Here is a 16,165-nt window from a genome sequence, read left to right as displayed (position 1 = left end):
AGGTGGAGCGGTTGCGGGTCGAGGGCGGAGTGCGGCTCGCGGGCGAGATCAGGGTCGGCGGGGCCAAGAACAGCGTGCTCAAGCTGATGGCTGCGACCCTGCTGGCGCAGGGCACCTCGACCCTGCACGAGGTGCCCGACATCCTCGACGTCGAGATCATGGCCGAGCTGCTGCGCCGGCTCGGCTGCACCGTCACCCACGACCGGGCCGCCGCGACCGTGTTCATCGACGTCCCGGAGCGGCTGGGGCACCAGGCCGACTACGACCTGGTCCGCCGGATGCGGGCCTCCATCTGCGTCCTCGGGCCGCTGGTGGCCCGCTGCGGGCAGGCGGACGTCGCTCGCCCCGGGGGGGACGCCATCGGGGTCCGGCCGCTGGACCTGCACGTGGACGGGCTGGTGCGGCTCGGGGCGACCGTGGAGACCGAGCACGGCTACATCGTGGCCAAGGCGCCGGCCGGGCTGGTCGGGGCGCCGATCTGGCTGGACTTCCCCAGCGTCGGCGCCACCGAGAACCTGCTCATGGCCGCGGTCCTGGCCACGGGTACCACAGTGATCGACAACGCGGCCCGCGAGCCGGAGATCGTCGACCTGTGCCACCTGCTCACGGCCATGGGGGCGCGCATCGGTGGAGCGGGCAGCTCCACCCTGGAGGTGGAGGGCGTGCCAGCGCTGCACCCCGCCGAGCACACCTCCGTGCCGGACCGCATCGTGGTCGGCACCTGGCTGATCGCGGCAGTGATGACCCGCGGGGACGTCACGGTCCGCAACGCCCGCCCCGAGCACCTGGAGATGGTGCTCGACAAGCTAGCCGGCACCGGCGCGCAGATCGACCGGCTGGACGACGGGGTGCGGGTGGCCTGCGAGCGGCGTCCCAGCGCCGTGGACGTCGTCACCCTGCCGTACCCCGGGTTCCCGACCGACCTGCAGCCGATGCTGCTGGCGCTGAACGCGGTCGCGGACGGCTCCGCCATGGTCACCGAGAACGTCTACGAGGCGCGGTTCGTGTTCGTGGACGAGCTGCAGCGGTTGGGCGCCGACATCCGCACCGACGGCCACCACGCCGTGGTCCGGGGCAGGGAGCGGCTGTCCGGTGCGCCGGTGCGGGCGACCGACATCCGGGCCGCGGCCGGGCTGGTCCTCGCCGGGCTGGTGGCCGACGGTGTGACGACGGTGAGCGAGGTGCACCACCTGGACCGCGGCTACCCCGACTTCGACGCCCAGCTGCGCACCCTGGGCGCCACCGTGGCCCGCGAGCCTGACCCGTTCGCTGCCGGAGGCTGACCAGCGTCTACGGACGGCGACGAACCCCGAGTCGCGCCCGCTGGTCGTCGGAGAGCGGCTTCACGGCCTCGCGCAGGGTCACGCCGGAGGCCAGGGACACTCGCGGCTCCAGCCACGCCACGACCTCGTCGGGCCGGGTCCGTGCCGTCTCCCGCAGCACCCAGCCGATGGCCTTGCGAATGAAGAACTCCTTCTCGCCGAGCATCGCGTCAGCGTGCCGAGCGAACCGGGCGAAGTCCCCACCGTCGCGCAGCAGCTTGAGCTCGGCGAGCAGTGAGGCCCGACGCACCCAGAAGTCGTCGTCGGCCGCCCATCGGTCCAGCGTCGCGCCGACGACGGCGTCGTCCGGTGCCGCCAGAACGATCCGGCCGGCGACGTCGGCAGCCAACCCGTCGACCAAGGCCCAGGTCCTCGACTCCCGCACCAGGCGTTCGACCAGACCCAGGTCGGCCGGGGAGAGGCGACCGGCGAACTGGTCGAGCACCTCCACCGCCAGCATCCGACGTTCGTGCACGGGTGCCGACCACAGCGCCTCGACCAGCCGGACGACGTCGTCATGCTCCAGATCCGGGCGGCTGCGATGCAGCCGGACGGCCACCGCCCGGATCGCGGGCACCGATGTGCCAAAGTGCTCGAGCGAGCTCTTCAGGTAGGCTTGCTCATGATCGGCACGTTCCTTCGTCCCGGCCGCACGAAGCTGCTCCTCCATCGCGGGTACGAGCGCAAGCACGTCGGCGAAGGCGATTGGCTCGCTCACTGGGGAGTCCTCTCGATCGGGCACTCGACCGCACGCCAAACATGGTCAACCGACCGGAGCTCAGGGGGGTGGCGGCTTCAACAGCTCGCGGGCGCGCTCTTCGTCCCCGGCGAAGACCAGCACCCGATGGCCGGACCGGGTCGTGGCGAGCGTCGCGCGCAGGCCGGCCCGCTCGAGGGTGCGCCGCTGCCGCTCCCCCTCGGGGTAGTCGACCGGGGCGGCCACCGGGACCAGCAGCCCGTAGTCCGAGGGGTCACCCGGTCGCACCGGCCGCTCGACCAGCGAGCCACCGTGCCCGAACGCCCAGCGCAGCAGCAGCATGAGCAGGCCCAGCCCGCCGAACGCCAGCAACGGCCCGAAGGCGTAGGTGTAGGCGCCCCAGCTGGCCACTCCACCAGTGTGGACCGCCCAGCTGCCCCCGGCACCCCCAGCGCTAGGGTCGCCGAAGGGACAACGGTGCGCCAGCCGAGAGATCAGGAGCCGTTCACGTCGACCGTCGCAGTCATCGGGGCCGGGCTCATGGGTTCGGGTGTCGCCCAGGTGGCCGCTCAGGCCGGTCACGAGGTCCGGCTGCGCGATGTCGGGAAGGAGCAGCTGGACCGGGGCGTCCGGTCGATCACCGAGTCGGTGGACCGGTTCGTCGCGAAGGGCAAGCTCTCCCGCGAGGACGCGGACGCGGCACTGGCGCGGATCACGGTGACCACCGACCTGGAGGAGGCCGCCGCGAGCGCCGACATCGTGGTCGAGGCGGTGTTCGAGCACATCGACGTCAAGCACGAGGTGTTCGCCGTCCTCGACGAGGTCTGTCGGCCCGATGCGGTGCTGGCCACGAACACCTCGGCCATCCCGATCACCTCCGTGGCGGCGGTGACCCGGCGCCCCGAGTCGGTCATCGGGACCCACTTCTTCTCTCCGGTGCCGATGATGCGCCTGGTCGAGCTGGTCCGCGGGTACAAGACCTCCGACGAGACACTGGCCACGGCCAGGGCGTTCGCCGAGTCCGTCGGCAAGACCTGCGTGGTGGTCAACCGCGACAAGGCGTTGGCCATGGAGGCGGCCCGGCTGGTGGAGTCCGGTGTGATCAGCGCCGAGGACCTCGATGTGGCCTGCCGGCTCGGTTTCGGCCACGCCATGGGGCCGCTGGAGACCTCCGACCTGACCGGGGTCGACATCATGGTCTACGCCGCGCGCAACATCTACGGCGAGACCCAGGACAGCAAGTTCCTCCCACCGGAGTCGATGCTGCGGATGGTCGCCGCGGGTGATCTCGGCCGCAAGACCGGGCGGGGCTTCTACCGGTACGGCGGCTGAGCGGCGCGCGCGCCCTGCGTGTCGCGCCCCCCGAGGCCTGAGCAGCCCCTAGCCTGTCGGCACCATCGTCGGTGGCGGTCCCTTCCCCTCCCGGCAACCCGCTGGCTCGCGGGTTGCTCGGCGTGTGGCCGCCCCGGAGGGAGAGGCCATGCGGGACGTAGGTGCGGGTTCGTCGCCGAGCGTCGATCTCCGGCTGCCCACGCGGCTGGACGTGTCGACCGTGGCGTCGGTCCGAGACGCGCTGGGCTGTGTCCTGGCGGCCAGCCCCACGGGTGACGTCGTGGCCGACGTCTCCCTGGTCGAGGTCGTGGACGCCGTCGGGCTCGGGCTGCTGGTCACCACGCATCGCACCTGCGCCCGGCTGGGCGGACGGCTCGTCCTCGTCGACCCCCAGCCGCGGCTGCTGCGGCTGCTGGCGGTCACCCGGCTGCACAGGGTGCTCTACCTCGACCGGGAGGCCGCCGCCCGCGGGGCGGCCACCGCCTGACCCGACGCCGGTTACCGCTCAGTAGGCTCGTCTGGTGGGACGACACGTGAGGGGTGCTCGCCATGAGCGGTGACCGGGACCGGCCGTGGGTGATGCGGACGTACGCGGGGCACTCCTCGCCGGCGGCGTCCAACGCGCTGTACCGGCGCAACCTGGCCAAGGGGCAGACCGGGCTGTCGGTGGCCTTCGACCTGCCCACCCAGACCGGCTACGACCCGGACGACGCGCTGGCCCGTGGCGAGGTCGGCAAGGTCGGCGTCCCGGTCAGCCACCTCGGCGACCTGCGCGGGCTGTTCGGCGGCATCCCGCTGGGCGAGATGAACACGTCGATGACCATCAACGCGACCGCCATGTGGCTGCTCGCGCTGTACCAGGTCACCGCCGAGGAGCAGGGCGTCGACCCCGCCGTGCTGCAGGGCACCACCCAGAACGACATCATCAAGGAGTACCTGTCGCGGGGCACCTACGTGTTCCCGCCCGCTCCCTCGATGCGGCTGACCACGGACCTCATCGCGTACACGGTCAACCACCTGCCCAAGTGGAACCCGATCAACATCTGCAGCTACCACCTGCAGGAGGCCGGTGCCACGACGGTCCAGGAGATCGCCTACGCGCTGTCGACCGCGACCGCGGTGCTGGACGCCGTCCGCGACTCCGGTCAGGTCCCGCCCGAGCGGTTCGGCCAGGTGGTCGAGCGGATCTCGTTCTTCGTCAACGCCGGGGTGCGGTTCGTCGAGGAGCTGTGCAAGATGCGCGCCTTCGTGGTGCTGTGGGACGAGCTGACCCAGGAGCGCTACGGGGTCACCGACGCGAAGCAGCGGCGGTTCCGGTACGGCGTCCAGGTGAACTCACTCGGCCTGACCGAGGCGCAGCCGGAGAACAACGTGCAGCGGATCGTGCTGGAGATGCTCGGGGTCACGCTGAGCAAGGACGCCAGGGCGCGGGCGATCCAGCTGCCGGCCTGGAACGAGGCGCTGGGCCTGCCCCGTCCGTGGGACCAGCAGTGGTCGCTGCGCATGCAGCAGGTGCTGGCCTACGAGTCGGACCTGCTGGAGTACGACGACCTGTTCGCCGGCTCGCACGTCGTGGGGACCAAGACCGCGGAGCTGGTGGTCGCCGCCCGGGCCGAGATGGCCACGGTGGAGCAGATGGGCGGCGCGGTGGTCGCCATCGACAGCGGCTACATGAAGCACGGGCTGGTCGCGGCGCACGCCGCCCGGAGGGCCCGCATCGAGTCCGGGCAGGACGTCGTCGTCGGGGTCAACCAGTTCACCTCGACCGAGCCCAACCCGCTCACGGCGGACCTGCAGGCCGCGATCCAGACCGTCGACCCGGCGGTCGAGCAGCACGCGGTCGACGCGGTGCGGGCCTGGCGGGCGGCGCGGGACGCCGACGAGGTGGCGGCCGCGCTGGCCGAGCTGGGCACCGTCGCGGCGGGCACCGAGAACCTGATGGCGGCGACCCTGCGCTGTGCCAGGGCGGGCGTCACCACGGGGGAGTGGGCCGGCGCGCTGCGCTCGGTCTTCGGGGAGTACCGGGCCCCCACCGGGGTGGCCGGCGTCGTGGGCATGTCGACGGCGAGCGACGAGCTGGCCGCCGTCCGGGAGGCGGTGCGGCGCACCGGGCAGGAGCTCGGTGGGAAGCTGCGGCTGCTGGTCGGCAAGCCCGGCCTGGACGGGCACTCGAACGGGGCCGAGCAGATCGCGGTACGCGCCAGGGACGCCGGATTCGAGGTGGTCTACCAGGGCATCCGGCTGACCCCCGAGCAGATCGTCGCGGCCGCGGTCGCTGAGGACGTGCACTGCGTCGGGATCTCGATCCTGTCCGGCTCGCACCTGCAGCTGGTCCCGGAGATCGTCCAGGGGCTGCGGGCCGAGGGGCTCGTGGACGTTGCGGTGGTCGTGGGCGGCATCATCCCGGACGCCGACGCCGAGCAGCTCACCGCGCAGGGCGTGGCCGAGGTGTTCACCCCGAAGGACTTCGACATCACCGCGGTCATGGGGCGCATCGTCGAGCAAATCCGGCAGGCACACGGACTCCGGCCGCTGCTCGAGGGTGCCGGGCGCTGACCCGCGCTCAGTCCTCCGGGGGGTGCTCCTCGGTCGCCGGCTCGGTGGCCGGCTCCACCACGCGCTCGACCGTGTGCACGGCTGCAGGCGGCTCGCCGGCCGGCATCACGCCGGGCGGGAACCCGACCCAGCCGTAGCGCTGGACGTGGTCGTCCAGCCGCTCCATCGCAGCCCGCACCGCTCCCGGCTCACCGCCGCTGCGCTGCTCGCCGTAGTACGCGGCGCCGAGGTCGGCGAGCAGCCGGCTGGCATCGCGGCGCACCTGCCACTCGTCGAGCGCCTGCTGGCCGTGGGCCAGGGCGCTCTGCGCGTCGCGCACGACCTGCTGCGCGGCGGTCTTGGCCCGCTCCACGAGCTCCTCGTCCCACTTCTTGGTGCTGTTCATGACCTCAGGGTAGGCCCGGACGGACTGGTGGGGACCGGTCGTTCGACCTGCCGACGTCCGGTCAGATCTCCTCCCGGCGCTGCCAGCGGAAGCCGCGCAGGGCGAGGGCGACGCCGACCACGGCCCACACGGCCAGCACGGCGGCCACCTTCCCCAGCTCCCAGCTGCCGGCCGGCTCCTGGTTGGCGAAGGACTCGGGGAGGAACACCGAACGCATCCCCTGGCACAGCCACTTGAGCGGGAAGAATGAGGACGCCACCTGCATCCAGTGCGGCAGCTGGGAGAACACGAAGAAGACGCCGGACGTGAACTGCAGCACCAGAACGATCGGGGTGACCACAGCGTTCGTCGTCCGCGCGCTGCGGACCGCGCCGGACATCGCGATCCCGAGCGACACGCACACGACCAGCCCGAGGGCGCTCACCCACAGCAGCGTGAACCACTGAGTGGCGGTGGCCGGCGGGCTGACGTCGAACAGCGCGGCCCCGATGAGCAGCAGCAGGACGACCTGACCGACGTAGCCGACCAGGACGACGCCGAACTTCCCGAGGAAGTAGGCCGCCGCCGGCATCGGGGTGCCGCGCAGCCGCTTGAGGGTGCCGTCGTCGCGCTCCATCGGGATGGCGAAGGCCAGCTGCTGGAAGCCGCTGTAGACCAGGCCGGAGGCGATCATGCCGGCCAGGAAGTACTGGCTGTAGGTGACCCCGCTCTTGGGGTCGGCCACGCCCGAGAAGACCGTGCCGAACACGAGCAGCAGGAGCATCGGGAACGAGAACGTGAAGATCACCGTCTCGCGACCACGGAAGAACGACTTGAGCTCGATGAGGAACCGCTGCCAGCCGATGGCGGCGGCGCCGGGCAGGTGCGTGGTGGTGCTCATGGCGCCTCGTCGGTCTCGGACGTCCGGGCGCCGACCAGCTTCAGGTAGACGTCCTCGAGGGTGGGTCGGCGGACGGCGAGCTCGGGGATCTCGCCGCCGAACTGTGCCGCCAGCTCCTGGACGAACCGGGTCGGCGCGGAGGTCCGCGCCTCGCGCGGCTCGCCGTCGCGCCAGGAGACCAGCGCCTCCGCCGTGCGGCGTCCGCCGAGGGTGGCGGGGTCGCCCAGAGCTGCGATACGGCCGTCGACGATGACGGCGACCCGGTCGGCCAGGTGTTCGGCCTCCTCGAGGTAGTGCGTGGTCAGCAGGATGGTCGCGCCGTCGACACGCAGCGAGGCGATCAGGTCCCAGAACTCCCGCCGGGCCTCCGGGTCGAACCCGGTGGTCGGCTCGTCCAGGAACAGCAGCTCGGGGCGGCCGATGATGCCCAGCGCGACGTCCAGGCGCCGGCGCTGGCCGCCGGACAGGTCGGTCACCTTCGACCGGCGCTTCTCGGTGAGCCCCACCGCGCTGATCACCTGGTCGAAGTCGCGGGGGTTCGGGTAGTACGTCGAGAAGTGCCGGACGACCTCGTCCACCCTGAGGTCGGCGAGGTCGGCGGCGGACTGCAGCACGATGCCGATCCGGGCCCGCCAGCCCGGCGTGGGACGGGACGGGTCCTCCCCGAGCACGCTCACCGTGCCAGCGTCGGCGTGCCGGTACCCCTCCAGGATCTCGACCGTCGTCGTCTTGCCGGCGCCGTTCGGGCCGAGCAGCGCGAAGCACTCGCCGGGGTCGATCGCCAGGTCGACGCCGTCGACCGCGTAGGTGTCCCCGTAGGCCTTGTGCAAGGCGCTCACCAGGATCGCTGGCTCAGCCATGGCTCGATCGTGTCCGGCCGGGCCGCCTCGGTCAACAGGCCTTCGGCCCGTTCGTCAGGCGTCCATCCGAAACGCCTCGGCAACCGGCCCGAAACCGGCGAGGCGTCGAAGCGTACGGTGACCGAGGCCACCGGGCAGGCGTTGGGGGACACCGACTCGGGGGAGCTGCTGCGGGAGGTGGGCCTGCTGCGCTCGATGCTCGAGTTCGCGGTGGCCCCCGGGCCGGACGAGGCGGAGCGGCTGACCGAGCGGGCCCAGGCCGCGGCCGGGCGGGCCTCGGACGCGGTGGGTTTCGACTTCTTCCGGCAGTCCGGAACGATCGTGTGGAGCCACTGATGGCCGGCCGGTTGCTGCAGGTCACCCACCGGACCGGGTACCGGTACGCAGCTCCCGTGGTCGCGTCGTTCAACGAGGTGCGGATGACCCGGCTCGACGACGGGGGCCAGCGGCTGCTGCAGCACGAACTGCACGTGGAGCCGCGGGCGGCGATCCTCAGCTACCCCGACTACTGGGGCGCGTGAGTCGAGGCCTTCGACACGCAGGAGAGCCACGAGGCGCTGGAGGTGGTGGCCACCAGCCTGGTCGAGACGCCGGGCGGGCACCGGGCCGCCCCCGGCGTCGGCTGGGCGGACCTGGTCTCGGTGCGCGACCGCTGTCGGAGTTCCTGCGCCCCACCGGCTACGTGGACGCCGCCACGGAAGCCGAGCGGGCCGCCGCCGTGGAACGGCTGCAGGCGTCGGCCAGGCCGGCCGACGCCGTGCGCACCGCCATCGGGATCGTCCGGGACCGGCTCGCCTACACGCCCGGGGTCACCACCGTCTCGACGACGGCCGGCGAGGCCTGGGGGTCCGGCTTCGGGGTGTGTCAGGACTTCACCCACGCGACCCTGTCGTTGCTGCGGGCCGTCGGCATCCCGGCCCGGTACGTCTCCGGCTACTTGCACCAGGAGCAGGAGCCGTCGGGGAGACGGTCCACGGCGAGAGCCACGCCTGGCCGGAGGTGTGGGACGGCGGGTGGCAGGCCCACGACCCGACGAACGACCGGGTCGTGGGCTCGGCGCACGTCGTCGTGGCGAGGGGCCGTGACTACGCCGACGTGCCGCCGCTCAAGGGGATCTACGCCGGTGGGCCGAGCGGGGGGCTCGTCGTCGACGTCCAGATCACGCAGCTGGGGCGGTGACCGCCGTCAGCCGCTGTCAGAACAGCCGCAAGCCGGGGTCGTCGTGCCCGCGCAGGGCGTCGTAGTCGACCGTCAGGCACTCGATCCCGCGGTCGGTGGCCAGGACCCGGGCCTGCGCCTTGATCTCCTGGGCCGCGAACACGCCGCGGACCGGCGTGAGGAGCGGGTCCCGGTTGAGCAGCTCGAGGTAGCGGGTCAGCTGCTCCACGCCGTCCATCTCGCCGCGCCGCTTGACCTCGACCGCGACCGTCGCGCCGGCGGCGTCCCGGCAGAGCAGGTCGACCGGGCCGATGGCGGTCGGGTACTCCCGGCGGACCAGCCGCCAGCCGACGCCGAAGGTCTCCACGTGGGTGGCCAGCAGGTGCTGCAGGTGCGCCTCGACGCCGTCCTTGACCAGGCCGGGGTCGACGCCCAGCTCGTGGGCCGAGTCGTGCAGCACCTCCTCGATCGTGATCACCAGCTGCTCGGCGGCCTTGTTGACGACCGTCCAGGTGCCGGCGCCGGCGTCGTCGACGTCCTCGCGGGTGGTGCAGGGTGGGCTCATCCAGTTAAGCGGCTTGTAGGCGCGGTCGTCGGCGTGGATGGAGACCGAGCCGTCCGCCTTGACCAGCAGCAGCCGGGTGGCGCTGGGCAGGTGGGCGGTGAGCCGGCCGACGTAGTCGACGCTGCACCGGGCGATGACGAGCCGCACGCAGGGCACCGTAGTCGACGTCCGGATCCGGCTGCCGACCGGCGCCACCCCGGCTAGCGTTTCGGGGATGGACGAGCGGCGGACCTACGACTACGTGATCGTCGGGGCGGGCAGCGCCGGGTGCGTGCTGGCCTACCGGCTGGCCGAGAGCGGCGCCTCGGTGCTCGTGCTGGAGGCGGGGGGCGACGACGCCGGGATCGACATGATCAAGATCCCGGCCGGCTTCCCGAACCTGTTCAAGACGCAGGTCGACTGGGACTACACCACCGTCGAGCAGAAGCACCTGCTCGGGCGCCGGCTGTACTGGCCGCGCGGCAAGGTGGCGGGCGGGTCGTCGTCCATCAACGCCCAGCTCTACGTCCGCGGGAACGCGCTCGACTACGACACCTGGCGCGACGACCTGGGCTGTGCCGGCTGGGGGTACTCCGAGCTGCTGCCGTACTTCAAGCGGGCTGAGGACAACGAGCGGGGGGCCTCGGCCTACCACGGGGTCGGGGGCCCGTTGCGGGTCGAGGACCTGCGCTACCGCCACGACCTCACCCGGGCGTTCGTGGAGTCGGCGGTCGCCTTCGGGCTGCCGCGCAACGACGACTTCAACGGGGCCACCCAGGACGGCGCCGGCTTCTTCCAGGCGACCCAGCGGCGGGGGGCTCGCTGGTCGGCGGCCAGCGCCTACCTGCGTCCGGCGCTGGCCACGGGCGGGGTGACGCTGGTGACGGACGCGCTGGCGACCGGGGTGGTCGTCGAGGGCGGCCGGGCGGTCGCGGCGACTTGGCTGCACGACGGTGCGGAGCACCGCGCGGAGGCCGACGCGGAGGTGATCCTCTCCGGCGGCGCGGTAAACAGCCCGCAACTGCTCATGCTCTCGGGCATCGGGCCCGCTCCGCACCTGCGTGAGCTGGGGCTGCCGGTGGTGTCGGACCTGCCTGGTGTGGGCGGCAACCTGCAGGACCACCTCGCGACGCCGGTCGTCTGGCTGACCCGGGGCACCACCTCGCTCCACGACCACGAGACGGTGGGCCAGCTGCTGCGCTGGCAGGCCACCAGGCGGGGTCCGTTCGCCTCCACGGTGGCCGAGTCCTGCGCCTTCGTGCGGACCCGGGCCGACCTGCCGGCTCCGGACGTCCAGTTCCACGTGGCCGCCGCGGCGTTCGTCGACCACGGGCTCGGCGAGCCCCCTGGCCCGGGCTTCACGGTGGGTCCGACCCTGGTGTCCGTGGCGAGCTCGGGACGGCTGCGGCTGGCGTCCGCGGACCCTCGGTGGCGACCGTCGATCGACGCGGGCTACCTCACCGCGGACGAGGACCTCGAGGCGCTGACGGCAGGGGTCCGGATGGCCAGGGAGATCGCCGCCGTGGGCCCGCTGGGGCCGTTCCTGGACCAGGAGCTCCTGCCGGGCCCGGACGCGTTCAGCCCCGACGACCTGCGCGAGCACGTGCGCCGCTGGAGCGCGACGCTGTACCACCCGGTGGGCACCTGCGCGATGGGCGTGGGAGACGACTCGGTGGTCGATCTCGAGTGCCGGGTGCGCGGGGTGGACGGCCTGCGCGTGGTCGACGCCTCGATCATGCCCAGGGTGCCGCGGGGCAACACCAACGCCCCGACGATCGCGCTGGCCGAGAAGGCGGCCGACCTGATCCTGGCCCACCCCCCTCTCGCGTGACCCCCTTCATACGAAGGGGGTGGGAGTCAGGGGCGGAGGCGGCGGCGCTTGCCGTGGAGGGCGGTGACCACCTTGACGATCATCTCCACTGACTCGGGCGTGCGGTCGAACGACGTGAGCGGCATCGGCAGCGCGAACCGCTGGCGGGTGATCGCCTTGGCCCGGCTGAACTCCTTGAGCCCGTCCGCTCCGTGGATCCGGCCGAACCCGGAGTCGGCGATGCCGCCGAACGGCAGCGCCGGCACGAATGCGAAGGACAGCGGCGCGTTCACCGAGGTCATGCCCGAGCGGATCCGCCGGGCCAGCTCCATGCCCCGGCGCTTGGAGAACACGGCCGCGCCCAGGCCGTAGGACGACGCGTTGGCCCGGTCCACGCCCTCGTCGGCGTCCTGCACCCGGGTCACCGACAGGGTCGGGCCGAACGTCTCCTCGGTCACGGCCGCGGAGTCCTCGGGGACGTCGAGCAGGACGACGGGGTCGACGTAGGGCGCCCGCACCGACTCGATCCCGCCGACCACCGCCCGGCCGCCGGTGGCGATGGCGTCCTCGATGTGCCGCCGGATGATGTCCACCTGCGCCGGCATGGTGATCGGCCCGTAGGACGCGCTGGCGTCCGAGCCGGGGCGCAGGTCCCGCACCTTGTGCACCAGCTTCTCGACGAACGAGTCGTAGACGGCGTCCGCGACGTACACCCGCTCGATGCCCACGCAGGTCTGCCCGGCGTTGGACATCCCGCCCCAGGCTGCAGCGTCCGCGGCGGCGTCGAGGTCGGCGTCGGCGTCCACGATGAGGGCGTCCTTGCCGCCGCACTCGATGAGCACCGGCGTGAGGGTCTTGGCGCACTCGGCCATCACCTTGCGCCCGGTCGCGGTCGAGCCGGTGAAGGCGACCTTCGCCACTCCGGAGCTGCACAGGGCCGCCCCGGTGGCCCCGAAGCCGGTCACCAGCTGCAGCACCGGCTGCTCGGGCACCACCTGGGTGAACGCGTCCACCAGCCAGGCGCCGATCCCGGGGGTGTACTCCGACGGCTTGAAGACGACGGCGTTGCCGGCCGCCAGCGCGTAGGTGATCGACCCCAGCGGGGTGAACACCGGGTAGTTCCACGGCCCGATCACCCCGACCACGCCGAGCGGCTGGTACTCCAGCCAGGCCTGCTGGTTCGCCGACAGCAGGCTTGGGCGGACCTTGCGCGGGCCGAGCACCCTGGGCGCGTGCTTGGCCGCCCAGTTGATGTGGTCGATCGCGATGATGATCTCCAGGATCGCGTCGTCGACCGGCTTGCCGTTCTCCCGGTGCATCAGCTGGGCCAGCTGGGCCATCCGGCGGGTCACGACCCCCTTCCACTCCTGCAGCCGCTCGGCCCGGCCCCGGTAGCCGAGGTCGACCCACCACTGGGCCGCCACCCGGGCGCGGTCCACTGCCTCGCGCACGGCCTGCTCGTCGTGCACCGGCCAGCTGGCGATCTCCTCACCGGTCGCGGGGTCCAGCGACGGGAATGTGTCCAGCGTGCGGCGGTCGTCGGCCAGGGTCACGGGAGCCTCCGGGGTCGGGTCGGGTCGGGGACGATGCGACCAGTCTGGAACACTGATGAGCAGATGGTCACCGGGAAGGCGGATGAGATGGCGCGCGTTTTCTCCTCGGTCGGGGTCGTCGGGCTCGGCACCATGGGTGCCGGGATCGTCGAGGTGTTCGCCCGCAACGGGCTCACGGTGGTGGGCGTCGAGCGCGACGACGCGGCGCTGGACCGTGGCCGGGCGCACCTGGAGGTGTCCACCGGCCGGGCGGTGTCCCGCGGGAAGATGTCCGGGGAGGACAAGCAGGCCCTCCTTGGGCGGGTTACGTTCACCACCTCGGTGGACGACCTCAAGGACGTCGAGCTGGTCGTCGAGGCGGTCCCGGAGAACCTGGACCTCAAGCGGTCGATCTTCGCCAGCCTGGACGCCGTGACGCCCCCGGACACCATCCTCGCGACGAACACGTCCTCGTTGTCGGTCACCGAGCTGTCGGTCTCGACGAACCGACCGTCCAGGGTCGTCGGGATGCACTTCTTCAACCCGGCGACGGTCCTCAAGCTGGTCGAGGTCATCGGCACCGTGGTGACCGACGAGTCGGTGCTGGCCGACCTCAAGGACTTCGCCGAGCAGCTAGGCAAGATGCCGGTCGTCGTGGGGGACAAGGCCGGCTTCATCGCCAACGCCCTGCTCTTCGGCTACCTCAACCACGCGGTCTCGATGTACGAGTCGCGCTACGCCACCCGCGAGGACATCGACGCGGCCATGCGGCTGGGCACCGGCTACCCCATGGGCCCGCTGGCGCTGCTTGACCTGATCGGGCTGGACACGGCCTACGAGATCCTGGACACGATGTACCGGCAGGGCCGGGACCGGCTGCACGCGCCCAACCCGCTGCTCAAGCAGATGGTCACGGCCGGGATGCTCGGCCGGAAGTCCGGCCGCGGCTTCTACACCTATGACGCGCCAAACTCGCCGACCGTGGTCGCCGACAAGATCACGCCGACGGACGGCGACGGCACGGACGGCGCCCGCCCGGTCCGACGGGTCGGCGTGGTCGGCTCCGGGACGATGGCCACCGGCATGATCGAGGTGTTCGCCAAGGCCGGGTACGACACCGTGTTCGTGGCCCGATCCGACGCCAAGGTCGCCACGGTGCAGGCCGCGCTGGCGCGCTCGCTGGACAAGGGCATCGCCCGCGGCAAGCTCACCGAGGAGGACCGGGACGCCACGATGGCGCGGGTCAGCGGCACCAGCCGGCTGGACGACCTCGCTGACGTCGACCTCGTCGTCGAGGCGGTGGTCGAGGACCTCGCCGTCAAGCAGACCCTGTTCGCGGCGCTGGACGACATCGTCAAGCCGGGCGCCGTGCTGGCCACAACGACGTCCAGCCTGCCGGTGATCGAGTGCGCCGCGGCGACCCGGCGCCCGAACGACGTCGTGGGCATGCACTTCTTCAACCCGGCGCCGGTGATGAAGCTGGTGGAGATCGTCTCGACGGTCAGTACCGCGGCGGACGTCACCGCGACGGCCAAGGCCGTGTGCCAGCAGCTGGGCAAGCACGCGGTCAGCTGCGCTGACCGGGCCGGCTTCATCGTCAACGCGCTGCTGTTCCCCTACCTCAACGACGCGGTGCGGATGCTCGAGGCGCACTACGCCACCGCCGACGACATCGACACCGCCATGAAGGTCGGCTGCGGCTACCCGATGGGCCCGTTCGAGCTGCTCGACGTCGTCGGCCTCGACGTGTCGCTGGCCATCCAGACCACGCTGTACCGGGAGTTCCGCGAGCGCGGGTTCGCCCCGGCGCCGCTGCTCGAGCACCTGGTCACCGCGGGGTACCTGGGCCGCAAGACCGGGCGCGGCTTCCGGGTCTACGAGCGCTGACCGCCGACGAGCACTGAGCGGACGCCGGCGACGAACGCGTCGACGTCCGCGTCGGTGGTGTCCCAGGAGCACATCCAGCGCACCGCGCCGGTCGCCTCGTCCCAGACGTAGAACGGTGACGCCGCCTGCAGCGGGGCGATCGCGTCCTTGGGCACGCGGGCGAAGACCCCGTTGACCTCGGGCTGGCGCAGCAGGTCGACGCCGGGGATGTCGCGGACGCCGTCGACCAGCCGCCCGGCCATCCGGTTGGCGTTGCCCGCGTTGGCCAGCCACAGGCCGTCGGTGAGCAGCGCCTCGAACTGGGCCGCCACGTAGCGGGTCTTCGAGGGCAGCTGGCCTGCCTGCTTGCGCAGGAACCGGGCGGAGCGGGCCAGCTCGGGGTCGAACCACACGACCGCCTCGCCGTACATGGCGCCGTTCTTGGTGCCGCCGAAGGTGAGCACGTCGACCCCGGCGTCCGCGGTGACGGACCGGACGTCGCCGCCGAGCGTGGCAGCCGCGTTGGCGACGCGGGCCCCGTCGACGTGCAGGTACATCCCGTGGGCGTGCGCGACCTCGGCCAGCGCGGCCATCTCGTCGGGGGAGTACACGGTGCCGAGCTCGGTGGACTGGGTGACCGACACCACCCGCGGCTGCACATGGTGCTGGTCGCCCATTGCGTGCAGCTGCTGGACGACCTGCTCGGGGCGCAGCTTGCCGTCGTCCACCGGCAGGTCGACCAGCTTGCAGCCGGTGAACCGCTCCGGCGCCCCGCACTCGTCGACGTTGATGTGGGCCGACTCCGGGCAGATCACCGCGTGCTGCGGCCCCAGCAGGGTCTGCAGGCCCACCACGTTGCCGCCGGTGCCACCCCAGACGAACAGCACCTCGACGTCGCCGAGGAGGTCCCGGAAGGCCGCGGTGGCCCGCTCGGTCCACGGGTCCGCCCCGTAGGCCAGGGCATGGCCCTCGTTGGCCGAGGCGAGCGCGGCGAGGACGGCTGGGTGGACTCCTGCGGAGTTGTCGCTGGCAAACAGGTGCACGCCGTCCATCTTGCCCGCACCGACGACGCCTAGAGTGGACGGGTGAGCCCGCGGTCGAACCGGCGCCGCACGGACGAGGTGCCCGAGCTCTCCGCAGGGCTGTCCGCCGAGCTGCCCGAGGAGGGGCCAGACGGTACCTGGATGGTCCGGCGGGTCACCGGCAGCGCGTCGACCAAGGTG

17 protein-coding genes and 1 pseudogene are annotated in these 16,165 nt (G+C 72.2%); 10 read left to right on the top strand and 8 right to left on the bottom strand.

The features are described 5' to 3' along the window. The first annotated feature begins 2 nt into the window (after positions 1-2). A complete protein-coding gene (gene murA / locus VIM19_08450; GenBank protein HEY5184912.1) occupies positions 3-1,283 on the top strand; it encodes a UDP-N-acetylglucosamine 1-carboxyvinyltransferase in 1,281 nt (426 codons plus the stop codon). Between the two features lie 7 nt (positions 1,284-1,290). Here the strand turns inward: murA and VIM19_08445 are convergent, their stop codons facing one another. Both VIM19_08445 and VIM19_08440 read right to left on the bottom strand, forming a co-directional pair. Beyond that, entirely contained in the window at positions 1,291-2,040 is a 750-nt protein-coding gene (locus VIM19_08445; protein HEY5184911.1) for a DNA alkylation repair protein, read from the bottom strand. A gap of 60 nt (positions 2,041-2,100) precedes the next feature. Beyond that, positions 2,101-2,430: a hypothetical protein gene (locus VIM19_08440; protein ID HEY5184910.1), complete on the bottom strand. Its 330-nt coding sequence runs from the start codon at positions 2,428-2,430 to the stop codon at positions 2,101-2,103. Positions 2,431-2,496: 66 nt separating this feature from the next. Between VIM19_08440 and VIM19_08435 the strand changes: the two genes are divergently transcribed. The 3 genes from VIM19_08435 (at position 2,497) to VIM19_08425 (ending at position 5,907) form a co-directional block, all read left to right on the top strand. Beyond that, positions 2,497-3,351: a 3-hydroxyacyl-CoA dehydrogenase family protein gene (locus tag VIM19_08435; GenBank protein HEY5184909.1), complete on the top strand. Its 855-nt coding sequence runs from the start codon at positions 2,497-2,499 to the stop codon at positions 3,349-3,351. A gap of 148 nt (positions 3,352-3,499) precedes the next feature. Continuing rightward, the gene (locus VIM19_08430) at positions 3,500-3,838 is read left to right on the top strand and encodes an STAS domain-containing protein (protein ID HEY5184908.1); all 339 of its coding nucleotides are present in this window, start codon (positions 3,500-3,502) and stop codon (positions 3,836-3,838) included. Positions 3,839-3,900: 62 nt separating this feature from the next. Then, positions 3,901-5,907, top strand: a complete 2,007-nt coding sequence (locus VIM19_08425; protein HEY5184907.1) for a protein meaA — start codon at positions 3,901-3,903, stop codon at positions 5,905-5,907. Between the two features lie 7 nt (positions 5,908-5,914). On the opposite strand, the gene VIM19_08420 is transcribed toward VIM19_08425, so the two are convergent. From VIM19_08420 to VIM19_08410, 3 genes are all read right to left on the bottom strand, one after another. After that, positions 5,915-6,292, bottom strand: a complete 378-nt coding sequence (locus VIM19_08420; GenBank protein ID HEY5184906.1) for a hypothetical protein — start codon at positions 6,290-6,292, stop codon at positions 5,915-5,917. Positions 6,293-6,353: 61 nt separating this feature from the next. Further along, positions 6,354-7,172, bottom strand: coding sequence for an ABC transporter permease (locus VIM19_08415; protein HEY5184905.1), 819 nt, complete (start codon positions 7,170-7,172; stop codon positions 6,354-6,356). Next, a complete protein-coding gene (locus tag VIM19_08410; protein HEY5184904.1) occupies positions 7,169-8,032 on the bottom strand; it encodes an ABC transporter ATP-binding protein in 864 nt (287 codons plus the stop codon). The genes VIM19_08415 and VIM19_08410 overlap by 4 nt, the downstream gene beginning before the upstream one ends. A 117-nt stretch (positions 8,033-8,149) precedes the next feature. On the opposite strand from VIM19_08410, the gene VIM19_08405 reads away from it, so the two are divergent. The 4 genes and pseudogenes from VIM19_08405 to VIM19_08390 all read left to right on the top strand — a co-directional run bounded on the left by VIM19_08405 (position 8,150) and on the right by VIM19_08390 (position 9,211). Further along, the gene (locus tag VIM19_08405; protein HEY5184903.1) at positions 8,150-8,368 is read left to right on the top strand and encodes a hypothetical protein; all 219 of its coding nucleotides are present in this window, start codon (positions 8,150-8,152) and stop codon (positions 8,366-8,368) included. After that, positions 8,368-8,553: a transglutaminase N-terminal domain-containing protein gene (locus VIM19_08400; protein HEY5184902.1), complete on the top strand. Its 186-nt coding sequence runs from the start codon at positions 8,368-8,370 to the stop codon at positions 8,551-8,553. The genes VIM19_08405 and VIM19_08400 overlap by 1 nt, the downstream gene beginning before the upstream one ends. Next, positions 8,550-8,945: pseudogene (locus VIM19_08395) on the top strand (transglutaminase family protein). Before VIM19_08400 ends, VIM19_08395 begins: the two are co-directional and overlap by 4 nt. Before the next feature lie 86 nt (positions 8,946-9,031). Next, the gene (locus tag VIM19_08390; GenBank protein HEY5184901.1) at positions 9,032-9,211 is read left to right on the top strand and encodes a hypothetical protein; all 180 of its coding nucleotides are present in this window, start codon (positions 9,032-9,034) and stop codon (positions 9,209-9,211) included. 16 nt (positions 9,212-9,227) lie between these two features. On the opposite strand, the gene nucS is transcribed toward VIM19_08390, so the two are convergent. Beyond that, the gene (gene nucS / locus VIM19_08385) at positions 9,228-9,902 is read right to left on the bottom strand and encodes an endonuclease NucS (GenBank protein ID HEY5184900.1); all 675 of its coding nucleotides are present in this window, start codon (positions 9,900-9,902) and stop codon (positions 9,228-9,230) included. A gap of 67 nt (positions 9,903-9,969) precedes the next feature. Here nucS and VIM19_08380 point away from each other — a divergent pair, with 67 nt between their 5' ends. Further along, positions 9,970-11,565 (top strand): GMC family oxidoreductase N-terminal domain-containing protein, encoded by a 1,596-nt coding sequence (locus tag VIM19_08380; GenBank protein HEY5184899.1) that lies wholly within the window; start codon positions 9,970-9,972, stop codon positions 11,563-11,565. Between the two features lie 26 nt (positions 11,566-11,591). Here the strand turns inward: VIM19_08380 and VIM19_08375 are convergent, their stop codons facing one another. After that, positions 11,592-13,097 carry an aldehyde dehydrogenase family protein gene (locus tag VIM19_08375; GenBank protein ID HEY5184898.1) on the bottom strand — a complete coding sequence of 502 codons (1,506 nt, stop codon included), beginning with the start codon at positions 13,095-13,097 and terminating at the stop codon, positions 11,592-11,594. 87 nt (positions 13,098-13,184) lie between these two features. Between VIM19_08375 and VIM19_08370 the strand changes: the two genes are divergently transcribed. Continuing rightward, positions 13,185-14,963 carry a 3-hydroxybutyryl-CoA dehydrogenase gene (locus VIM19_08370; protein ID HEY5184897.1) on the top strand — a complete coding sequence of 593 codons (1,779 nt, stop codon included), beginning with the start codon at positions 13,185-13,187 and terminating at the stop codon, positions 14,961-14,963. Here the strand turns inward: VIM19_08370 and VIM19_08365 are convergent. After that, entirely contained in the window at positions 14,951-15,985 is a 1,035-nt protein-coding gene (locus VIM19_08365; protein HEY5184896.1) for a low specificity L-threonine aldolase, read from the bottom strand. The genes VIM19_08370 and VIM19_08365 overlap by 13 nt on opposite strands. Between the last annotated feature and the right edge of the window lie 180 nt (positions 15,986-16,165).

Source organism: Actinomycetes bacterium, assembly GCA_036510875.1.
Lineage (GTDB): Bacteria > Actinomycetota > Actinomycetes > Prado026 > Prado026 > DATCDE01.
Note: the sequence above shows the minus strand (reverse complement) of the source record. Positions and strands in the feature narration are given on the sequence as shown.